A 20,340-nucleotide genomic window follows, 5' to 3' on the forward strand; every position below is an offset into this window, starting at 1 on the left:
GCATTGAGGCATGTGGCATGCAACACAATTCGTGGGCGATTGATACCTCGTCGAGTGGTGCGCCCAGTTCGGGGGCAACCGTGAGGTGGGCACTGAAGATCGTGTCTGGCCGGAAGGCTGCGGCGCCTGGCCGAACGGAAATACGGCGAACCGGCCCCGCGGACGCGGGCGACCACCCGGTCCCTGGGCCCCGACGGCGGGGATCTGTCTGGCCAGAGCTATGATCATGTTTTCTTCGTGTGGTGGATTTGACTGAGCGCACCTTCTGGAGGTCCGGTTTAGCACATCAGTCTATTCGGATACTGCTTTCACCACCTGCACCTTCATTCGGTGCTCGTTCTTTGACATGACGTTCGAGTCCTGCACGTTCACGGGCAGTTTTCACGGGCAGCATGTTCGGCGGATGCATCTTCGATCTCATGAAGGTGGCCGACGGGGATTAGTCCTTCGTGGGTCTGCCCCGAGCGGGCCAGGGAGGATCGCGGATCCGGGGAGAACCTTAGTCTCGCAGCAGATCATGGGCGAAGGCCCGCATCCCCCCGGCGAAGTCGACCCGCGGCCGGTAGCCGAGAAGATCGCCTGCTCGAACCGAGGACGCGGCGATGTGGCGGACGTCGCCGACCCGGGAGGTACCGGTCACGACGGGCTTCGGACCGCCGAAGGCACGAGCCAGCGCGTCCGCCATGTCCCCGACGGTGTGGGGATCACCGGAGCCGATGTTGAGGGGAACCAGCCGGCCGGGTGCCTGCGGCTGCTGGGATGCCAGCAGGTTGGCCTGCGCAACGTCGTGGACGTGCACGAAATCCCTCAGCTGCCGGCCGTCCTCGAAGACCCGCGGGGCCCGCCCGTATTCCAGCGCACTGCGGAAGATCGACGCGACGCCGGCGTAAGGGGTGTCCCGGGGCATCCGCGGACCGTAGACGTTGTGGTAACGCAGTGCCACGACGGTCCCGCCGGTTTCCGCCGCCCATGCCGCCGCGAGATGCTCCTGGGCGACCTTGGTCGCCGCATACGCGTTGCGGGGGTCCAAGGGGGCGTCCTCGTGGACCACGATGGGCGAGAGCGGCCGGTGGCACCGTGGGCACGGCGGCTCGAAACGGCCCGCGTCCAGGTCGGCGGCCTGCCGTGGTCCGGGGCCGCACCGGTCCGTCCGTCGGGCAGCGGTAACCACCCTCGCCGTAGACCACCATGGAGCTCGCCAGGACCAGTCGCCCCACTCCGGCGCGGGCCATCGCCGCGAGCAGGACCGCGGTGCCGAGATCGTTGTTCGTGGCATACGCCGGAAGGTCGTCCAGATCGGCACCCAGACCCACCATGGCGGCCTGGTGGCATACGACGTCGATCCCGCTCAGTGCTTCGGCGACCTGGCCCCGATCGGTCACGTCCCCAACGATCATCTCGGCGGCGTTGTTGACCCGGGGCTTCGTCCGGTGCACCGCCGGAAGCAGGGCGTCGAGGATCCTGGCCTCGCCGCCCGCCGCGACCAGCGCGTCGACAACGTGAGAACCGATGAAACCGGCGCCACCGGTGACGAGAACCCGCATGACGCCGACGCTAGCGGTGCCGGGACGCGCCGGATCTTACGAACCGCGGAACGTCTCCGGCCCGGCCCCTGTGTCGGCGCCGTCGTAACCCCGGGCGGCGTCCGGACGTCAGGACGTGGGGAGCGCGACGACGAAGCGGCAGCCCTCCCGATGGTTGTGCACGGTGACGTCGCCCCCGTGCGCCTCGACGATGCCGCAGACGATCGCGAGGCCGATCCCCGACCGCATCCGTGGCTGGTGCGGGTGGTCGTCACCGCCGGGGGTCCGGGCCGACTCGCCCCGGAATCCGAGGTCGAACACGCGGGGCAGCTCCTCCTGCGGGATGCCGCCGCACCGGTCCGCCACGGCGAAGACCGCCCGGTCGGCGTCCGCGGTAGCGGTGATCTCCACCGTTCCGCCGTCGGGGGTGTGCCTGATGGCGTTGACGAGGAGATTGGTCAGCACGCACCCCACCTCGGCCGCGTCGGCGTCGACGTACCCGGCGTGATCGGCCCGCCCGCTGACGACGACTCCCTTGGCCCGCGCGATCGGGTCCACCGCGGCGATCGCGTCCGAGACGACATCGGCGACGCGCACCTTCTCCAGGCTCAGCCGCAGCGCACCGGCCTGCAGCCGGGCCAGTTCGAACAGGTAGTCGACCATGCCGGTCAGCCGCTCGGCGTCGGCGAGCATCAGCCGGTGGTAGCGGGCCGTCGTCTCGGCGTCCGTGACCAGGCCGTCCTGCAGGGCCTCGGCCGTCGCCCGGATTCCCGCGAGCGGGGTTCTCAGGTCATGACTGATCCAGGCCACCAGCTCGCGGCGGCTCGCCTCCAGGGCCCGTTCCCGTTCCCGCGCCTCGACCAGGCGGACATGGGTCGCGTCCAGTGCCGTCGCCAGCGCGCTGAGCTCGGCGGTCGGAACATGGCCGGCGCCGCGATAGCCCGGCTCGCCCAGGGCCGCCGTCGCTCGGGTCAGCGTCCCGATCGCCGCCACGACCGGGCCACCCAGGCGCACCGCGGATGCCGACGCCACCACCGCCGACACGGCGACCACGATGAGCACGACCCGCAGGTCGTGATCGGAGAGGAACATTGCCTGCGCCGTGCCGGCGACCCCCGCCGTCACCGCGACGACCGGTATTACGCTCAGTGACGCGACTGTCGCCCACAACAGCCGCTTCCGGAGCGCCCGCAGCAACGGCAGGCCGGTGAGCGCGGCCGCTGTCGAACAGCCGAGCGCGATCCCCATGACCTCCAGGTCGGCGTTCATTGGGGCCTCGCTCTCGCTCTCGCTCGCCGCCCGCCCGTGAGGTCGTCGTCCCGCCGCACCGCCTCGGGTCTCATCCTCGGTGTCGTCCCTCGTCCGGTGCCGCCACCTGTCCGGTGGGGGTGCTGTCGGGGCGCGGGGTGCTGTCGGGGCGCGGGCTGCCGGGATCGTAGCGGTACCCGACTCCCCACACTGTGACAAGCATCCGGGGAGCGGTCGGATCATCCTCGATCTTCTCCCGCAGTCGGCGGATGTGCACGGTGACCGTCGAGGGGTCGCCATAGCTCCATCCCCACACCTGTTCGAGCAGCTCGCCCCGGGTGAAGGCGCGGCCGGGCCGGCGCAGCAGGAAGGCCAGCAGATCGAACTCGCGCACCGTCAGCCCGAGCGGCACCCCGTGCCGGGTGGCGGTCCGCGCGGCTGCGTCGACGACGAGGGGGCCGGCCCGCAGGACGCCGGCCTCCGCGCCCGGCGCCGCTTCGTTCGCCCGCCGCAGCACCGACTGCACGCGCAGGGTCAGCTCCCGCGGCGAGAACGGCTTGGTCACGTAGTCGTCGGCGCCGATCTCCAGACCGGTGATGCGATCCGACTCGTCGGCACGTGCGGTCAGCATGATCACTGGTACCGGTCGGTGCGCCCGGAGCCGGCGGAACACCTCGATGCCATCGAGACCGGGCAGCATCAGGTCGAGGACGACGAGGTCCGGTGGGGTCGTCTCGGCCACCCGCAGGGCCGTGGACCCGTCCGCGGTGCGGTCGACGTCGAAGCCGGCGTTGCGCAGGTAGCGGTCGACGACCTCGGAGACGAGGGCGTCGTCGTCGACGATGAGCACACGGGCCACCCGGCCACGATAGGTAAGGCGACGGCCGTCTTGACCATGATCGGCTCGGATGTCTCCGCTTCGTAATGCTCGTCATGCTCGTCATGCTCGTCGTCGTGTCCGTGCCGAGCCGCCGGACGGGACCCGGGCATTCCTTGTTCCGTAAGGGTTGATCACGCGCGGGCGGCACTACAGTCCCGATCATGTTCACGCAACGTAGTGGGATCGGGGCCTCCGTCGACGTCGTCCTGCCCTGCCTGGACGAGGCCGGGGCGCTACCCTGGGTGTTGAATCGGATGCCCGTCGGCTACCGGCCGATCGTCGCGGACAACGGATCGCGCGACGGTTCCCGCCAGGTGACGCTGGAACGCGGGGCGGTTGTCGTCGACGTGCCTGAGCGCGGCTACGGCGCCGCCGTGCACGCCGGGCTGCTCGCCGCGGACGCCGACATGGTCGGCGTGTGCGACGCGGACGCCTCCCTCGATCCCGCCGAGCTTCCCGGTCTCGTCGCGCAGTTGCTGGCCGGCCGGGCCGATCTGGTTCTTGGCCGCCGTCGCCCGACCTCGATGCGGGCCTGGCCGCCGCACGCCCGATTCGGGAACGCGGTGGTCGCCGGGCGGCTGCGCCGGCGCGGCGTTCCCGTCCATGATCTGGGCCCGATGCGGGTGGCCCGCCGGGAGGACCTGCTCCGACTGCCCGTGGCCGACCGCCGGTTCGGCTATCCGCTGGAACTGCTGCTGCGGGCAGCCCAGGCCGGTTGGCGGATCATCGAGACCGACGTGGCCTACACCCCTCGGGTCGGGCGCTCCAAGGTGACCGGGACACCGCTCGGCGCCGCCCGGACGGCCCGGGACATGTCCGCCCTGTTGGCGAGCCTCCGGTGAGGCTGCTCGTGATGGCGAAGGAGCCGGTACCCGGTCGGGTCAAGACCCGCCTCACGCCGCCCCTGCGCCCGGACCAGGCGGCGGCCGTCGCGGCGGCCGCGCTCGCGGACACGCTGGCCGCGGTTGAGGAGCTGACCCGCCTGCCCGGGTTCGACGCACTGTGCCCGGTCCTCGTCCTCGACGGCGCGGTCGGCCCGTGGCTGGAGACCTCGTTCGGACGAATCCCGGCCGGACGAATCGCGATCGAAGTGATGCCGCAGGTGTCGGGGCCGTTCGACGTCAGGCTCGCCGCAGCCTTCGACGCCGGCAGCGAGCCGACCTTGCTCATCGGGATGGACACCCCCCAGGTGACCGCCGCCCTGCTCGCCTCCGCCTGCCACGCGCTGCATGCGACCGACGCGGTGTTCGGTCCCGCCGCGGACGGGGGATGGTGGGCACGCGGCCTGACCACCCCCGACGGCGATCTTTTCCGTGGCGTGCCGACCTCGCGCCCGGACACCGGCGCACGGCAACGGGCCCGCCTGTCCGAAGCCGGCCTGACGGTCACAACCCTGCCGACGGTGCGTGACGTCGACACCATGGCCGACGCCGACGCGGTCGCCCGGCTCGTGCCCGGTGGGCGCTTCGCCGCGGCGCTGCGCGCCACGCAAGGGGATCGCATCGCCGCCGGCCGGGCCACCGCGTGTTGACCGGCGTCCCCGACGGCCGGTGGGGACCGACGACCGTCTACGAGGCGGGACTGCGTTCCGCCGGTGGACAGCTGTGGATGCGCCGTCCCGACGGGCGACGCGACCCACTGCCGGTGAACCGCTGGCGTGGCACTCTGCCCCCGGCGGCGTCGACCCCGCGCACCTGCTCCACCGGGGCGCTGTCCCCGGGGGATCTGTCGTTGTTGCGTCACTGCGGCGGCCCGACCCTCGACGTCGGCTGCGGGCCCGGCCGGCTCGCGGCTGCGCTCGCGGCCCGCGGGGTGCCGGCCCTCGGCATCGACGTCGCGCCGTTCGCGGTGCACCTGACCCGGCGGGCCGGTGCGCCGGCGCTACGGCGGGACGTGTTCGGCCGGGTACCTGCCGAGGGACGATGGGCCGCGCTGCTGCTCGCCGACGGGAACATCGGCATCGGCGGCGACCCGATCCGGTTGTTGCGCCGGGCCGGGGAACTCCTCGCCCCCTCCGGCCGGGTGCTCATCGAACTCGAACCGCCGGGCACCCAGACCGGCCCGATGCGGGTCCGGCTGGAGGCCGCGACCGGCCGGGTGTCGCGGCCCTTCTCCTGGTGCCTGGTGGACGGGGACGACCTGACCGGCCTCGCGCCGGACGCCGGACTGCTAATCACCCGGACCTGGTGCAGCGCCGGCCGGCACTTCGCCGCGCTGCGCCGGCGTCTCCCGACCGGATGATTCCCCGCCGGGCGCGGACCGCCCGACTCACCATAAGGGCCGCCGCGCCGGCCCAGACCACTCCGAGAACGAGCGCGAGGTTGCGTCCGTACGGCAGCGGGTTCACCGTCGGGTTCCCAGGGTCCCCACCGTAGCCACGCCACAGCGGGAGCGACGACAGGGCGACCGCCGCACTCACCAGCAGTGCGCCCTGTGCGACGGACCGGTAGGGCGGTGGGACCAACCGGGTGAGCAGGAAGCCGACGAGCATCGTCGCGGGCACGAGCAACGCGTCATGGACCAGGACCCCGCCGATCAGCCAGACCACGGTGTTCGGCGGCCGGGTGGCCTGCTGGTGGGTGAGCACGCCGTCGACTCCGTAACCGATTGCGGCCAGCCCGGCCGCCACCGCGACACCGCGCAGTACGACGGCGTTCATACCATCACCACCCGATGTACCCATTTCGTCTGGAGGACCCCGGGCCGGTTCGGCGCGATGAGCCGGGCCGGATAACCGTGGTCGAGGTCGAGGCCGGCGCCGTTCACCCCGGTCGCGAGCAGGGTCAACGAGTCCCGGGCGTGCGAGGGGCTGACGTCGCTTGCCCGGTAGCCCCCGCGGGCCTCGAGGGACTCGACCCGGACCGTCGCGTCGGCGGGGATCATGGCGGCGTCCAGCAGATCCCGCAGCCGCGGCCCGTGCCAGGTGGCGTCCGCGGCCCATCCCTCGACGCAGGTGATCGGCAGCTTCGAGCTGTACCGACGCAGCGCGTACAGCTCCTCGATGGTGTACACCATCCGGCGCGGACCGACCACCTCCAGCCGGTACCCGGGGTCACGGGCGAGGGAGGTGACCCGCGCGGCTCGCGCCGTGCGGTTCACCGGGAGCCCCTGCGGGCCGATGTCGGGCCGCCGCGGCGCGAGCAGGTCCAGCCGGGCCAGGCCCGGGACCGACTGGCCAGCGGTCGTCGCCACGATTACCCCGGCGGCGGTCCCCGTCGCGAGGCCGAGGCCGCGCCGCGTCAGACTGCCCGTCCCCGGGGCGGCGCCGGTCATGGTGGTGGCGGCGCCGTTCAGGGGCGCGCGCTCATGGCGGCGACGGCCCACGTTCGCCTGGACGACGGTGAACTTCGCGACGATGTGGAGGACCAGCGCGCCGATTGTGATCCAGGCGACCCAGTAATGGGTCACGGTGAAGAAGAAGTGGAACCGGTACCACTGCGCGATGTTCGCGATGCCCGTGCTGAGCTGGAAGATCGCCCCTGCGATCAACGGCACGATCGTTATCCGCTCCACCGCATGGGCGACGGAACGGATCGGGGGCCATTCCCACAACAGCGGATACACCGTCCACAGCTTCGCCAGCAGCAGTGGGACGCTCGCGAGTCCGGTGGTCACGTGCAGGCCCTGGGTCACCCGGTACAGCCAGACGGGTCGGGAAGGCCATTCCAGCCAGGACGGCGGATGCTGCATGAAATGCGACACCAGCCCGGTCAGAAAGCATGTTCCGAAGGCGATCCCGAGCCAGAGGCCGAGGAGAGCCGCCATCCGTGGATCGTGCAGCCGACTGGGGAATACGTTTTCGCGCAGGGGCCGCGCCGCAGGAGCGGGGGTGGTTCCGGCAGCTTTTCGGTCAGCAGATGAGGCAACTGGCGAGGCAATTGTCGCACGAATGCACGGTAGGCCGCCGGGACCACTCGCGACCGAGTACCGGCATTACGGAACTCGGATGGTACGACTTCGGCGCCGGCTTCCTCGACACGGGGATCCTGTCCTTCTCGCCGTTCGGGTTCCAGCTGCTCGGCTTAGCCGCGGGTCTGCGCCACGGCGCCGGCCTCGAGCTCGACGAGCTCCTGGTCGACCGGGTGCTGACCGGCGCGAGTGTCGAGCGTGCGGCGCTTGACCGTTCCGACCCGATGATCCGGACCGCGCTCGGCAGGCTGCGGCGGGAGTGCGCGCAGGCGAAGGAGATCCTTTCCGGTGAGGACGAGGTCGACGTTCCGGTCTCCCTTCCCGGAGTCGATACCTTCGTCACGCTGAGCCGGGCGGAGCTGGAGACCCTCATCGGCCCGATCGTCGATGACACGATCATGACCTTCCGCCGGGCGCTCCGCTCGGTGCCGGTGACCTCCCGCCGAGCTGTCCCGGATCCTGTTGTCCGGCGGGATCTCCCACCTTCCGTTGGTGGCCCGCCGGCTGCGGGAGACCTTCAGCGGGATCGGCCGGATCGACCACGGTTCGGACGCGGATGTGGCGATGGGCGCGGCGCTGCTCGCCGCCGACCTCGCTGACCGGTTCGGCGCCGTCGGTGCCGGGAGTGCACCCGGTGTTCCGGGTGTTCTCGGCGCGGTCGGTGTTCCGGGTGTGCCCGGAGCCTTCGGAGCCGTCGGGGCGGTGGCCGCCGGCGGTTCCGGCGCGTCGGGCGATGCCGGTGACGCCGAGGAACCTTCCGCCCAGGAGCCCTCCGACGTCACCGCGGTGATCCGGCCGCCGGACGCCGCGGACCTGGTCTCGCGGCCGCCCTTCCTGTCCGGGCCGGGGGGCTGTCCGGGCCGAGGGGGTTCGCGGGCACAGTGGGTCCGGCCGGGGTCCGAGGAGTGCCGGAGGCGGACGGCGTGACGGTCGCGGCGACGGTGCTCAGCGGCCCGGACGGCTCCGCGCTGCACGGCTCGGGCGCCGGGGACGACACGGTGATCTCCTCGGGTGGCGCGGCGGATCCCCCACCGCCGGGGATCGCCGCCGACGGCCCGGGCCCGTCCGACACGCCCGGTCACCGGATCCCGCCCGGCCTCATGCCGGTGGGCGCCGATCGGGACCACGTTCTGCTCGGGCCGCCGGGAAAGCTCGACCTGCCCTCGGACCTCTCGACGGGCGGTGCGGGCGGCCCGCACGGTGCCTCCGCCGGGGACAGCCGGGGAATCTTCGGGTCCCGGCGGGCCACGGTCGTCGCCGCCATTGTCGTGGTCCTCTTCTTGGCCCTCGGGGCGACCTTCGCCGTGGTGCTGACCGGCCGTGACTCCGGGGCGGACTCCGGGGCGGACGCGGTGGCCGCCCCGGTGGTCACCGCGTCGCCGGCCCCATCCGCCACCGGCCCGACCGGGCCACCCGCCTCCGCCGTGAACCTCGTCCGGGTGGCGGGATCCCCGGAGGTCGCCCCGATTACCGAGACCGCCTACAACGAGTTCCGTCAGGTGCAACGCAACGTCACCGTCAGCATCAAGCCCACGACGACCGAGGACGGTTTCGCCGCGCTGTGCAGCGGCAAGGCCGACATCGCCGGCGCCTCGTTCGAACTCAATCCCGGATTCGTCAAGAACCCCGACTGCGAGAAGAAGGTCGTCGGGTTCGAGGTGGCGCACCACACCCTGCCGATCGTGGTCAACCCGCAGAACACCTGGCTGCACTGTCTGACCCTGCGGCAAGTCAAGCAGGTGTGGGGGGCCGGTTCCGCCGTCACCCGGTGGAGTCAGATCGACCCGTCCTTCCCGGACGAGCCGATCACGTTTGTCGGGCCGCCGCGCGGCTCCGTGCAGGCGCAGGTGTTCAACGCCACGATCAGTAACGCCAGCGACCGGTCCCGCGACTACCGGCAGGCCGATCTCAGCGGGGTCGCCAACGACGTGGCCGCCGACCGCTCGGCCATCGGCTACCTCGACTTCCCCACCTACGAGACCTTCGGCACCAAGCTGCGCGGCGTCGAAATCAACAATGGTGACGGGTGCGTGGCGCCGAACGCCGTGCCGGTCGGCACCGGCGTCTACCTGCCGCTGTGCAAGCCGCTGTTCGTCTACGCCCGCACGGACGCCCTGCGCCGGCCGGCGACCGCCGCCTTCCTGCGCTACTATCTGGAAAACGGCCGGAAGATCGCCTTCGACGCGCACTACATCCCCCGCAACGACGACACGGTCGGGGAGAACGTCGCCAAGCTCGAGAGCCTGACGACCGGCGTGGGACCCATGCCGGCCTAGCCAGCCGGTCTCGTGGGGCTCGGCGGACAGGTTGGGCAGACGCGGATGGCGCTAGACCTGTCGCGTTGTCGCGCGGTCGTCGACTGTCTGATGACGGTGCCGATCGTGCCGATCGGGCGACGGGGGTCGACACACCGATCCGCGATCCTCCCCAAGGGGGTGATACGGGGCCGCTGTTATGCGGGAGTCAACGCCGACGGCGGTGAGGGACTTGGCTAGCTCGGGGAGCAGCTCGGCCCTGTCACGTGCCGTACGCTGCCATCGACAGACGTTCGACTCGCCCGAACATTAGTTCGGGCGAGCGCCCTGCTGGGAGTGCGTTTCTCTGGTAGGGGTGCGTTCGGCGGAGCCGGGGAGCGGGCCTTAACCGGAGCAGGAGTCGGTGTAGGGGAGGCGAGGAATGAGCCGGCTCCATTCGGCCGGGCTCAGGGCCGCGCCCGGCTTGGCGCAGGCCAGCCGGCGCAGCCTGGCCGGGTCGAGCGTCCTGAGGAGGACCGACCCCTTGTCGGTGGTCAGCGCGACGGTCTTGGTGCCGGTCTCGGTGCCGGTCCCGGCCACCGCCCGGGCGGGTGCGTCCAGGATGCCCAGGGGGGTCATCGCGGGTGTGGGGGCGGAGAGGTCCCAGTAGGCGACCGCGCCACCGCCGTCCGCACTCACCAGATGATCGTCGGTAGTGAAGGCGACGGCGGCGACGGGGGCGGTGTGGCCGGACAGCCGGCGCAGGACCCGCGGATGGTCGGGATCGCCGACGTTGGAGACCTGCAGGATCCGGTCGTCGCCGCCGGTGGCCAGCCGCCGTCCGTCCGGGCTGAACGCGACGGTGTTCACCGCGCCGGTGTGGCCGGGCACCAGAGACCATCTGGACGGGTCTGCGGGGGCCGCGGACGTTCCACAGCTGCACGGTGCCGCTGGCGCCGGCGATGGCGAGGACGGCGCCGTCCGGCCGCAGCGCCACGTCCGTCACCGGCCCCGCGCGGCCGATCAGCAGCTGTATCGAGACGGGCCGCCCCGGATCGGCGACGTCCCACAGCCCCACCGACCAGTCCTCGCCGGCGGTGACGAGCAGATGCGCGCTGCTCGACAACGCGAGCCGATGGACCGGCGTGGCCTGGGGGTCGAGCGTGCTGAGCGGCCGGGGGCGCGCCGGATCGGCGATGTCCCAGAGCCGGCCGGCGTCGGTCTCCCCACCCGTCGCGAGTCGGGTGCCCGAGCGGTCGAACACGACGCCGTGCGCATGGTCGTTCGCGGAACCCCCGGCGGTGGCGGTGGGTCGGCCGGCAGCGTCGACCTTCCAGCGGTGGAGGCGGCCGGTGTCGTCGGTGCCGGCGAGGGTCGTGCTGTCCGGGCTGAGCACGATGTCGGAGAAGGCCGCGGGACCGGCGGGGATCCGCGCGGCGGTGGACTGGGCGAAGGACGCGAGGACGGCCGCGCACGCGGCCTCCGTCGGGGCGATCCGGTAGGCCGCGAGGCTCAGCCGGGAGGCCAGGCCCGGTTGCCGGGCCCGCTGGGCCGCCGTGTCCGCGGCCAGGCGTGACGAGATGGACGCGCGGTCGGCCGCCGAAACCGGCGACGGGCCACCGCCGCGCGGCACAATGATCATCACTGCCGCGGCGGCGATCGCGATGGCGAGTCCGGTGACGAGTCCGGTGACGAGCAGTGCCGTCCGCGACCGCCGCCGCCTGGACGGGGCCGGTGGCGACGGGGCCGGTGATGGACTGAGTGCCGGCGGGTGCGGGGTTCCTGCTGGACGCGGGGGTACCGACCCGGGCTGTCCACGCGGCGGCGGGGTCCGGGCCGGTATCGGCGGCGGGGTCCGGGCTGGAATCGGCGGCGGCGAGGCGACAGGCGGCGGGGACAGCTGGGTGACGGGCATGTCCGCCACGTTCGCGGCGGTGCTGCCCGTGCCGCCCGTGCTGCCGGGCGGCTCCGGGCCTGGGCGCCGGCCCCTTGGCGCCTGATGGCCGGCGCCGGGCCCAGCGGCGGGCACGTCCGATGGGCTGCGCGGTGCCGGGCGGTCCGGGCGGTCTGGTGCCGGGCTCCGGGCGCGCGGGGAGGCTACCCCCGCCGATCAGCGCTGTCCGCAGCTCCTCCGCGCTCGGCCGGGCCGCCGGGTCCTTCGCCATCGCGATCTCGACGAGGTTGCGCAGCTCGCCGCCAACTCCGTCGAGCCGCGGTGGCTCGTTGACGATGCGGTAAAGAATGGCGTCGATGCGACCGGTGCCGAACGGCGCGTGCCCGGTGGCGGCGAAGATCATGACGGCGCCCCAGGCGAAGACGTCGACCGCCGAGGTGATCGGTGCGTCGAGGATCTGCTCCTGGGACATGTAACCGGGCGTACCGATGGCATGCCGGACGTTGTGGCTTAGGTCGGTGTCCGCGTTGAGCTCGCGGGCCAGACCGAAGTCGATCACCTTGGGGCCGACCGGGGACAGCAGGACGTTGCCGGGGGTGAGGTCGCGGTGCACGATCCCGGCCGCGTGGATGGCGCTCAGGGCGGTCGTCACGCTGACTGCGAGCTGTTCGAGATCGGCGGGCCGCAGCGGCCCCCGCACGGAGACGCGCCTCGACAGCGTCGGACCCTCGACGAACTCGGTCACGAGATAGGGCTGGGGCCCGTATGGATCTGCGTCCAGCACGGCGGCCGTGGTGAACCGCCGAACCCGGCGGGCACTCTCGGCCTCGCGGGCGAACCGGGCGCGGAATTCGGGCCGTTGCGCGAGCTCCGGCCTGATCATCTTGATCGCGACGGCGCTTCCGTCGGGTGTCCGGCCGAGGAAGACGGTGCCCATGCCGCCCTGCCCGAGCCGGCCGATCACCTGGTAGACCCCGAGCCGCCGCGGATCGGTCAGCTGGAGCGGGCGCACGGCGTCGCCCCCGTCACCGTGTCCCACTCCCGTAGTGGGACAACGGCCACGCACGCCCTGCCCCGCTCCCAAGGTACGCCGAGACCGGCGACCTTCTCAGATACGGCGGATGCCTGGACCGGCGCGGGCGCACAGGCAAAGTATCGCAGTAAAGGATAGAAGATCGCAGTATGGACAGAACCAGTATGGACGGAATATAGCGCAATACCGGCAAAGATGCATGATCTGGGAGGCCCTGTGCTCCGCCGCGCGGCAAAGTTCGACGTGACACTGACCCCGACCTCGCGGTCCCTGCTCGCCCCGGTCTCCGAGGAGCCACGGCGGTTGCTGCTCGACCGGGCCCTCGACGAGTTCGTCGCCGATCTCAGCGCGCTGGACGAGACGGCCGGCACGATGGTGGCCGGGGCGCCTCGTCCGACGATCGACACAGCCATCGACGCGGCGGTCCCCGCGGTGGTCGAGGGCACGCTGCTCGTCTCCGGCCAGGAGGTGATGCAGACCTGGGAGGCGCCGTTGATGCGGGCGCTGGCCGCCGAGGTGACCCAGCCGGGCGGTACCGTCCTCGAGGTCGGGTTCGGCCTGGGCCTGTCCGCCGGGTTCGTCCAGGAGATCGGCCCGGCCCGGCACACGATCATCGAGGCGAACCCGGCCACGGTGCGCGTCGCCGAGCAGTGGGCCCGCCCCGCGGGGCGCCGCGGAGTGGAGATCATCACCGAGCGTTGGCAGGAGGCCATACCCGGCCTCGGCCGGTTTGACGGCATTCTCTTTGACACCTATCCCCTCGACGAGACCGAGGTCGACGAGTATTTCGTGCGCAGCCCCACCTTCGCCGAGCACTTCTTCGCGCACGCCGCCGACCACCTGGCCGACGGCGGTTCGTTCACCTACTACTCGAACGAGATCGACTCGGTGTCCCGGCGGCATCAGCGGGCCCTGCTCCGCCACTTCCGCACCTTCAGCGTGCGTGTCGTCGACGGCCTGCAGCCGCCGGCGGACTGCAGCTACTGGTGGGCGCGGTCGATGGCGGTCATCGTCGCCCGGGAACCCCGCCGCTGATCCCCACCTTGCCTATCCAGAGGGATAAATCGGACACCGAAGCCTCTGGATAGGCAAGGTAACCGGGAGATACGGGACCGGACGGTTCAGGCGGGCTGGTGGGTGGGGATCACGACCGTGCGAACGGCGTCGTCGCGGATCTCCCCGACCAGCTCCTCCAGGATGTCCTCCAGCGCGACGAGCCCGAGGACCGTACCGTCGGCGTCGGTGACCCTGGCCAGATGCGCGCCGGAGTGCTGCATCGTCGCCAGCGCCGTCCGCAGGTTGTCGTCGGCGCCGACTCGGGCTAGCGGCCGGGTCCACTTGGCCGCGACCGGGCTGGACCGCCGCTCCGGCCGGGTCTCCAGCACGTCCTTGAGGTGCAGGTAGCCGATCAGTCCGCCCTCGGGGTCCCGCACCGGGAAGCGGGTGAATCCGGTGCGCGCGGCGAGCTGTTCGACCTGCCGGGGAGTGACCGCCGGGGACACGGTGACCAGCCCGTCCGGCGGGAGCAGGACGGCACGCGCGGTGCGTTCCTCGAACGACAGCGCCCCGGTCAGCAGGTCGTGTTCATCCTCGGCGAGCAGACCCTCCCGATGCGACTCCTCGATGAGTCCGGCGACCTCGTCGCGGGTGAAGACGCTCGCGATCTCGTCCTTCGGTTCGACGCCGACGAGCCGCAACGACACGGCCGCGATCGTGTTGAGCAGCGCGATGACCGGTTTGCCGCAGCGGACGACTCCGACCAGGAGTGGGGCGAGCAGCAGGACCGCACGCTCCGGCATCGCCAGCGCGATGTTCTTCGGGACCATCTCGCCGACGACCACGTGCAGGAAGGTCACCAGGCCCAGCGCGATGGCGAAGGCCACCGGGTGCAGCAGGGCGGAGGGCATCCCGGCCGCCTCGAACGGTCCGCGGAGCAGATGCGCGACCGCCGGTTCCCCGAGAGCGCCGAGGCCCAGGGTGCAGACGGTGATGCCGAGCTGCGCCCCGGCGAGCATCAGCGAGACGTTCTCCATCGCCCCAAGGGTGATCTTCGCCAGCCGCGAGCCCGCCTCGGCCATCGGCTCCAAGCTCGACCGCCGGGCCGAGATCAGCGCGAACTCGGCTCCGACGAACAGCGCGTTCAGCGCCAGCAGGACGACGGTGGCGACGATCGCCAGCAGGTCGGTCATCCCCACCCCGCCCTTCCGACCGAGGCGGTCTCGGCATCCTCAGCCTCCTCGGCCTCCTCAGCGGCCGGGCCTGCCGGGCCTGTGCCGGGTCGGCGATCCGCGGGGTCCGCGACCGGCGGGTCCGTAGCCCTCTCCGGCGTGGCGCCCGTCGGCGCGATCGGATCCAGGCGGATCCGATCGACCCGCCGGCCGTCCATCCGCTCGACGGTGTACCGCACGCCCTCCACGGCCGCCGTGTCGCCCGCCCCGGGGATGCGTCCCAGTGCCCGGGCCATCAGACCGCCCAGGGTCTGGTAGGTGTCGTCCGCGGGGATGTCGATCCCCGTGACGTTGCGGGCCTCCTCCGGGCGCAGCAGGCCGGAGAGCAGCCAGCTGCCGTCCCGTCGGCGCAGGGCGCGCGGGCTGACCCGATCGTGTTCGTCGACAACGTCGCCGACGATCTCCTCGATGAGGTCCTCGGCGGTGACCAGTCCGTCGGTGCCGCCGAACTCGTCGACCACGATCGCCATCTGCATGCCGCCGGCACGCAGTGTCTCCAGCAAGGGGTCGAGCAGGATCGTCGAGGGCACGGTCACCGGCGGGACCATCACGTCGCGTACCGGGGTATCGTCCCGGGCGTCCTCGGGGACGGCGACCGCGTTCTTCACATGGATGAGGCCCACGACGTCGTCGCTGTCCGTGCCGAGTACCGGGAAGCGGGAGTGCCCGGTGCGCCGGGTGAGGGTGATAACCTCACTGACCGGTTCGTCGGCATGGACGGTGCGCATGCGCATCCGGGGTGTCATGACGTCCTCGGCGGTCCGGTCACCGAACAGCAGGGAGCGCTGCACCAGCGTCGCCGTCTCGTGGGAGAGGGTGCCGTGCTCGGCAGACCGCCCGACGAGGGAGAACAGCTCCTGAGCCGAACGGGCCGAGGCCAGCTCCTCGCGTGGCGAGATGCCGAGGCGGTGCAGCAGCGCGTTCGCCGTGGTGTTCAGCGAGCGGATCAGCGGGCCGGTGGCCTTCGTGAAGGCACGCTGGGGAGCCTGCACCGCCAACGCGGTGCCGAGGGGATGGGCGATCGCCAGGTTCTTCGGGATCAGCTCGCCGTACACCATCGTCAGGCCCGTCGCGAGGACCAGGGCGATCGCCACCGACGCCGCCCGGGCGAGCCCGTCCGGGGCGCCGAGCGAGGTGATCGGCCCCTCGAGCAGCCCTGCGATGGCGGGCTCCGCCAGAAAACCGATCGCCAGGTTGGTGATGGTGATCCCGAGCTGGGCGCCGGACAGCTGGGTGGACAGACCGCGCAGTGCGGTGAGTACCCCGCGGGCGCCCCGATCATCGCGCTCGGCGGCCCGCTCCACCGAGGGCCGGTCCACCGTGACGAAAGCGAACTCGGCCGCGACGAAAACGCCGCAGGCGGCCACGAGCACCAGGCTGAGTACCAACAGAAGCGCCTCGATCATCGGTCGACCCCCGCGGGCGCTTCCTCGCGCGTGGGTCGGCCGGAACTACACCCGGCATCTTCGGAGACTTTCATGATCCCTTCCGGTCGGTGCGGGGCGACCCGGCCCGCGGGCCTACCCCGTCACGCGGCAACAACGCGCTTCATAGCCCGTTCGTTTCACGATGACCTCTGGTCGGCGCACGGTCCAGACCCTGAGTGGGCCTCAGTAGAAGATCACTGTGTGGGCCGGCCGGCCAGCCGGTCCGGTGTCGTGGCCCGGCCGGCCCGGTACTGGAGAACGGTCGATCGGCGGGCGTGGGCCGGACGCGATGGTGAGGAACCGGACGCGCCGATGAGAACAAGAGCCCTGGAGCCCGATATGACGGATCCCCGACGGTGTCACGGAAGGTAGCAGCGGGAAGGGATTGGGTGACATTACCGGGTGGCTTGCCGGCTCGCCGGCTCGCCGCGCGACGAGGAGGTCGTCATGCACAGGTCTCATGGGAGGGTTTTTCCGGTGGTACTCGCCCTGGCCGCGACGGCGATCCTCGTCGCCGGATGCGGCCCGGGCCCGGGCGGCGGCGGGGGCACCGCGGTGGCGGCTCCGGCGACGCCGGTGGCGGCCCGGTGCCGGACCGCTCAACTCGCTCTGAGCAGCATCGACCGCCAGGGAACCGCGGGCAGCGACTACGAACGGCTGGTCCTGACCAACATCGGTCACAGCCCCTGCGTGGTACGCGGATTCCCTGGCGTGTCGTTCGTGGACGCGGCCGGCCGGCAGGTGGGCGCGGCGGCGGAGCACACGGGGCCGGTGGGCGCGCCGGTGCGGCTCGTGCCCGGGGGCGCCGCGACGGCGGTCCTGCGCATCCTGCATCTCGGCGTGGCGGAAGGCTGCACACCTCCCTCGGGGACCGCGCCGGTCGCCGTGCTGCGCGTGTACCCGCCGGGGAACACCGAGGCGCTGCGGCTGACCGGCCCGGACACGCGGGCATGCCGGGATCCCGCCGTGCGGCAGCTCACCGTGGCCGCGTTCACGGCGTGACCGGGCCGGCTCCCACGGTGCCCAGGGCGATGCCGGTGGATCGGCCGGTGGAGGTCAGAGCCGTTCGATGATGGTGGCGTTGGCCAGGCCGCCGCCCTCGCACATCGTCTGCAGGCCGTAACGGCCGCCGGTGGCCTCCAGGTAGTTGAGCATCGTGGTGAGCAGGCGGGTGCCCGATCCACCCAGTGGGTGGCCCAGCGCGATGGCGCCCCCGCGCGGGTTGAGCTTCGCCGGGTCGGCACCGGTGTCCCGGGCCCACATGAGCGGCACGGGCGCGAACGCCTCGTTGACCTCGAAGGTGTCGATGTCGTCGATGCTCAGACCGGCGCGCTTGAGCGCCTTGCGGGTCGCCGGGATCGGCGCGGTCAGCATGAGCAACGGGTCATCCCCGGCGAGCGCGAACGTGTGGAACCGGGCCCGTGGCCGCAGGCCGAGCTCGTTCGCCCTGGTCTCGCTCATGATCAGGACGGCCGAGGCGCCGTCGGTCAGCGGGGAGGAGTTACCCGGGGTGATGTTCCAGGTGATTTCCGGGAAGCGGGCAGCGTACGCCTCGGTGTAGAAGGACGGCTTGAGCTTCGCCAGCGTCTCAACGGTCGTGGTCGCTCGGACCGTCTCGTCCACGGTGTGCTGGGCTGTCGTGCCGTCCGGAAGGGTGATCTCGACCGGGACGATCTCCCCGGTGAAGTCCCCCGCCGCGGCGGAGGCCGCCGCGAGCTGGTGCGACCGCGCGGAGAAGATGTCCAGGTCCTCCCGGTTGATCTTCCATCGAGCGCTGACGAGCTCCGCGCCGATGCCCTGGTGGGCCAGGCCCTCCGGGTAGCGGGCGTGCAGGCTCGGGCCGTTGGGGTCCTTGCCGAGGGTGGTGGAGCCCATCGGCACCCGGCTCATCGACTCCACCCCGGCGGCGATGACGATGTCGTAGGCGCCGGCGAGCACCCCCTGCGCGACGAAATGGGCGGCCTGCTGGCTCGACCCGCACTGGCGGTCGATCGTGGTGGCCGGCACCGACTCGGGGAACCCGGCCGCCAGCACCGCGGTGCGCCCGATGTTGACGGCCTGCTCGCCGGCCTGGTCGACACACCCGGCGATGACGTCGTCAACCAGCGCCGGATCAAGGTCGTTGCGGGCGATCAGTGCCTTCAGCACGGTGGCCAGCAGCTCCACCGGATGGGTTTCGGACAGCGCCCCACCCGGCTTGCCCCGTCCCGACGCCGTGCGTACCCCATCGACGATGACTGCGTTCTCCATGGGCTCTCCCTCGTCACAACCATCACACGTCACAATCATCACAATGACGGCGGATCGACCGTTGCCCTGCCCGTGTCGCCTACCCGTTGCCTGACGCTTGCCTGGATCGACGCTACGGGCCACCCTCTTGATGGGTCAACAAGTGAACCGGAGGTCAGGGGGTCGGGGCCGGGCATCCCGTCGGATAACCGAGCGCATGTGTATAGCATCTCTCCGCTACCGGATGTAGCGGGACGTACCGGCAGATGTTGGTCGCGATGAAGGAGCCGGGAGTCGCGAAATCGAGGCGGCGCGCCTGCGCCTGATGGGTGGTCCACAGGGTGGCCTTGAACTCGGCGGAGTGTTCACCCATCATCCGGGCGGCGAACTCGACGAGCGCGGCGTCGGCGTACTTGCTGGCGACGATGCCGTTCGGCACTGCGAGGGTCTGTGTCGGCTGGGACGGGATGATGTTGTAGTCACCCGGCTCGATAGCGGCCCTTGTGAAGACGTTGGCTCCGACATCGAGGTACTGGGAGTACCAGTCCCGCTGGATCGCCGATTGCCAGTCGTCGAGTGGCACGAATCTGATCTTCTGGTAGCTGTCGTTGTATTCCTGGACCGCCATCGTGGGAGCGCCCGCCGCCCACAGGACCGCGTCGGCGTGATCCGCACCGGTGGGATGAAGTTTCTGGAGAGCCTCGGCTATCCGGTTCCCGGTCACCGGACGGATGACGCAGCCCGCTCCTTTTACCCGGGTGATCTGACGGAACAGCACGGAGGCGATCTGGTGGGTGCCCGAGTCGAGCACTCCGCTTTCGACCGTCTTGCCGCACAGATCGTCCGCGCTATGAATGCTGGAGTTGGTCGGGACGATGAGCTGGAGAACGTCGTAGTAGATCTGGCCGACGAGGCGTAGGCCCTCGACGGCCTCGTCGGTGAAGTCGCCTCGGCCGTTTTGAGCGTCCACCACCACATTGAGCTGGGCCAGCGCGAGAGTGCAGTGCTGGTTCTCCGGAACTCCGAGATTCTTGAGGTTCTGGGACGTCCCGTTCGTGTCCGAATCGGGAGAGGAGCGCCACCCGTTGCCGCCGTTCAGCGCCGGATCATTGATGAGCTTCGCGAGTGTGCTCGCGTACTGCGAGTAGGAGGTGCGGGGCTGGCCGGCGATGATCCGCACGGTCGTGCACGTGGTCGAACGCAGCCTCTTCTTCATCGGGGGATCGAGCGGCATCTGTGTCGGTGCCGCCGACCGCGTTGAGGGCGTGTTCACGAGAGTCTGGCCACGGCCGCCTTTGCCGAGGACCTGGCCGATGAAGGCGAGGACGATGGTGGTCAGGATCACTAGGACGGCGATGGCGGTGGGATGCCATCCCAGCCGCGACCGGGTATCGGACATTCGCGGCGACTCCTCGATCCGTGGGACGCTGATATCGGGCCTTGCGTGGGGCAAGCTCCAGGGCACCTGTCCGCCACCGGATCGTCGCATGCCGACCATGCCGCGCAGAGCGCCTTGGGCCGAGAATGGCCGATTCTTGCTCTTGTACCTGATCCCCGAGGGCTGCGGAGTAATGGCAGATTTACTTTAAGTATCAGACTCTATGATCGCAGCCGGGGCCGGGTGCGCCGGATCGGTCGGTGGTGCTGGGCGGGATAGGCGCATGCCGATGGTGAAGATGGCCGAGAGCGTCACCGCGCCCAGTACCTCGGCCACGACCGCCCACGTGCGGCCGTA

The 20,340-nt window shown here is 71.3% G+C and carries 19 protein-coding genes and 3 pseudogenes; 9 read left to right on the forward strand and 13 right to left on the reverse strand.

Translation table 11 applies throughout. The annotated features are described in order from the left end of the window. Window positions 1-499 precede the first annotated feature (499 nt). The 4 genes and pseudogenes from AC08OT_RS09110 to AC08OT_RS09125 form a co-directional block, all read right to left on the reverse strand. Entirely contained in the window at window positions 500-1,030 is a 531-nt protein-coding gene (locus tag AC08OT_RS09110; RefSeq protein ID WP_476592466.1) for an NAD-dependent epimerase/dehydratase family protein, read from the reverse strand. A gap of 160 nt (window positions 1,031-1,190) precedes the next feature. Further along, window positions 1,191-1,544, reverse strand: a pseudogene (locus AC08OT_RS09115) (NAD-dependent epimerase/dehydratase family protein); the annotation flags it as partial. Between the two features lie 108 nt (window positions 1,545-1,652). Then, the gene (locus tag AC08OT_RS09120) at window positions 1,653-2,792 is read right to left on the reverse strand and encodes a sensor histidine kinase (protein WP_476592467.1); all 1,140 of its coding nucleotides are present in this window, start codon (window positions 2,790-2,792) and stop codon (window positions 1,653-1,655) included. Between the two features lie 70 nt (window positions 2,793-2,862). Next, the gene (locus AC08OT_RS09125; RefSeq protein ID WP_476592468.1) at window positions 2,863-3,630 is read right to left on the reverse strand and encodes a response regulator; all 768 of its coding nucleotides are present in this window, start codon (window positions 3,628-3,630) and stop codon (window positions 2,863-2,865) included. A 182-nt stretch (window positions 3,631-3,812) separates the two neighbouring features. Here AC08OT_RS09125 and AC08OT_RS09130 point away from each other — a divergent pair, with 182 nt between their 5' ends. From AC08OT_RS09130 to AC08OT_RS09140, 3 genes are read left to right on the forward strand one after another with little or no spacing between them, the layout of a single operon-like run. After that, a complete protein-coding gene (locus AC08OT_RS09130; protein WP_476592469.1) occupies window positions 3,813-4,493 on the forward strand; it encodes a glycosyltransferase family 2 protein in 681 nt (226 codons plus the stop codon). Continuing rightward, window positions 4,490-5,182, forward strand: a complete 693-nt coding sequence (locus AC08OT_RS09135) for a TIGR04282 family arsenosugar biosynthesis glycosyltransferase (RefSeq protein WP_476592470.1) — start codon at window positions 4,490-4,492, stop codon at window positions 5,180-5,182. Before AC08OT_RS09130 ends, AC08OT_RS09135 begins: the two co-directional genes overlap by 4 nt. Further along, window positions 5,176-5,892, forward strand: a complete 717-nt coding sequence (locus AC08OT_RS09140) for a methyltransferase domain-containing protein (RefSeq protein ID WP_476592471.1) — start codon at window positions 5,176-5,178, stop codon at window positions 5,890-5,892. The genes AC08OT_RS09135 and AC08OT_RS09140 overlap by 7 nt, the downstream gene beginning before the upstream one ends. On the opposite strand, the gene AC08OT_RS09145 is transcribed toward AC08OT_RS09140, so the two are convergent. Together AC08OT_RS09145 and AC08OT_RS09150 are read right to left on the reverse strand one after the other, a co-directional pair. Beyond that, the gene (locus AC08OT_RS09145) at window positions 5,825-6,310 is read right to left on the reverse strand and encodes a hypothetical protein (protein WP_462187437.1); all 486 of its coding nucleotides are present in this window, start codon (window positions 6,308-6,310) and stop codon (window positions 5,825-5,827) included. The genes AC08OT_RS09140 and AC08OT_RS09145 overlap by 68 nt on opposite strands. Beyond that, on the reverse strand, window positions 6,307-7,416 hold the full coding sequence (locus tag AC08OT_RS09150) for a molybdopterin-dependent oxidoreductase (RefSeq protein ID WP_476602714.1): 1,110 nt from the start codon (window positions 7,414-7,416) through the stop codon (window positions 6,307-6,309). Before AC08OT_RS09150 ends, AC08OT_RS09145 begins: the two co-directional genes overlap by 4 nt. Before the next feature lie 92 nt (window positions 7,417-7,508). On the opposite strand from AC08OT_RS09150, the gene AC08OT_RS09155 reads away from it, so the two are divergent. The 3 genes from AC08OT_RS09155 to AC08OT_RS09165 are packed head-to-tail and all read left to right on the forward strand — an operon-like array spanning window position 7,509 to window position 9,836. Continuing rightward, entirely contained in the window at window positions 7,509-8,159 is a 651-nt protein-coding gene (locus AC08OT_RS09155) for an Hsp70 family protein (protein ID WP_476592473.1), read from the forward strand. Then, the gene (locus tag AC08OT_RS09160; protein ID WP_476602715.1) at window positions 8,125-8,487 is read left to right on the forward strand and encodes a hypothetical protein; all 363 of its coding nucleotides are present in this window, start codon (window positions 8,125-8,127) and stop codon (window positions 8,485-8,487) included. The genes AC08OT_RS09155 and AC08OT_RS09160 overlap by 35 nt, the downstream gene beginning before the upstream one ends. After that, window positions 8,484-9,836 carry a substrate-binding domain-containing protein gene (locus tag AC08OT_RS09165; RefSeq protein ID WP_476597129.1) on the forward strand — a complete coding sequence of 451 codons (1,353 nt, stop codon included), beginning with the start codon at window positions 8,484-8,486 and terminating at the stop codon, window positions 9,834-9,836. Before AC08OT_RS09160 ends, AC08OT_RS09165 begins: the two co-directional genes overlap by 4 nt. A gap of 363 nt (window positions 9,837-10,199) precedes the next feature. Here the strand turns inward: AC08OT_RS09165 and AC08OT_RS09170 are convergent, their stop codons facing one another. Then, window positions 10,200-10,685 (reverse strand): WD40 repeat domain-containing protein, encoded by a 486-nt coding sequence (locus AC08OT_RS09170; protein WP_476592476.1) that lies wholly within the window; start codon window positions 10,683-10,685, stop codon window positions 10,200-10,202. Window positions 10,686-10,767: 82 nt separating this feature from the next. Further along, window positions 10,768-11,436: pseudogene (locus AC08OT_RS09175) on the reverse strand (WD40 repeat domain-containing protein); the annotation flags it as partial. Here AC08OT_RS09175 and AC08OT_RS09180 point away from each other — a divergent pair. After that, window positions 11,375-11,794, forward strand: a complete 420-nt coding sequence (locus AC08OT_RS09180) for a hypothetical protein (RefSeq protein WP_476595542.1) — start codon at window positions 11,375-11,377, stop codon at window positions 11,792-11,794. The pseudogene AC08OT_RS09175 and the gene AC08OT_RS09180 overlap by 62 nt on opposite strands. A 174-nt stretch (window positions 11,795-11,968) precedes the next feature. Here the strand turns inward: AC08OT_RS09180 and AC08OT_RS09185 are convergent. Next, window positions 11,969-12,625, reverse strand: a pseudogene (locus AC08OT_RS09185) (serine/threonine-protein kinase); the annotation flags it as partial. Window positions 12,626-12,937: 312 nt separating this feature from the next. Between AC08OT_RS09185 and AC08OT_RS09190 the strand changes: the two are divergent. Continuing rightward, window positions 12,938-13,756 carry a class I SAM-dependent methyltransferase gene (locus AC08OT_RS09190; protein ID WP_476592477.1) on the forward strand — a complete coding sequence of 273 codons (819 nt, stop codon included), beginning with the start codon at window positions 12,938-12,940 and terminating at the stop codon, window positions 13,754-13,756. An 86-nt stretch (window positions 13,757-13,842) separates the two neighbouring features. On the opposite strand, the gene AC08OT_RS09195 is transcribed toward AC08OT_RS09190, so the two are convergent. Beyond that, window positions 13,843-14,910 carry a hemolysin family protein gene (locus AC08OT_RS09195; RefSeq protein ID WP_462188263.1) on the reverse strand — a complete coding sequence of 356 codons (1,068 nt, stop codon included), beginning with the start codon at window positions 14,908-14,910 and terminating at the stop codon, window positions 13,843-13,845. Continuing rightward, a complete protein-coding gene (locus AC08OT_RS09200; protein WP_476595535.1) occupies window positions 14,907-16,355 on the reverse strand; it encodes a hemolysin family protein in 1,449 nt (482 codons plus the stop codon). Before AC08OT_RS09200 ends, AC08OT_RS09195 begins: the two co-directional genes overlap by 4 nt. Window positions 16,356-16,823: 468 nt before the next feature. On the opposite strand from AC08OT_RS09200, the gene AC08OT_RS09205 reads away from it, so the two are divergent. Continuing rightward, window positions 16,824-17,378, forward strand: a complete 555-nt coding sequence (locus tag AC08OT_RS09205) for a DUF4232 domain-containing protein (RefSeq protein WP_462188258.1) — start codon at window positions 16,824-16,826, stop codon at window positions 17,376-17,378. A gap of 54 nt (window positions 17,379-17,432) precedes the next feature. Here the strand turns inward: AC08OT_RS09205 and AC08OT_RS09210 are convergent, their stop codons facing one another. Further along, window positions 17,433-18,626 (reverse strand): thiolase family protein, encoded by a 1,194-nt coding sequence (locus AC08OT_RS09210; RefSeq protein WP_476592479.1) that lies wholly within the window; start codon window positions 18,624-18,626, stop codon window positions 17,433-17,435. Between the two features lie 154 nt (window positions 18,627-18,780). Further along, entirely contained in the window at window positions 18,781-20,004 is a 1,224-nt protein-coding gene (locus tag AC08OT_RS09215; protein ID WP_476592480.1) for a TAXI family TRAP transporter solute-binding subunit, read from the reverse strand. Window positions 20,005-20,340 lie beyond the last annotated feature (336 nt).

This window comes from Frankia sp. CgJB1 (assembly GCF_977947065.1).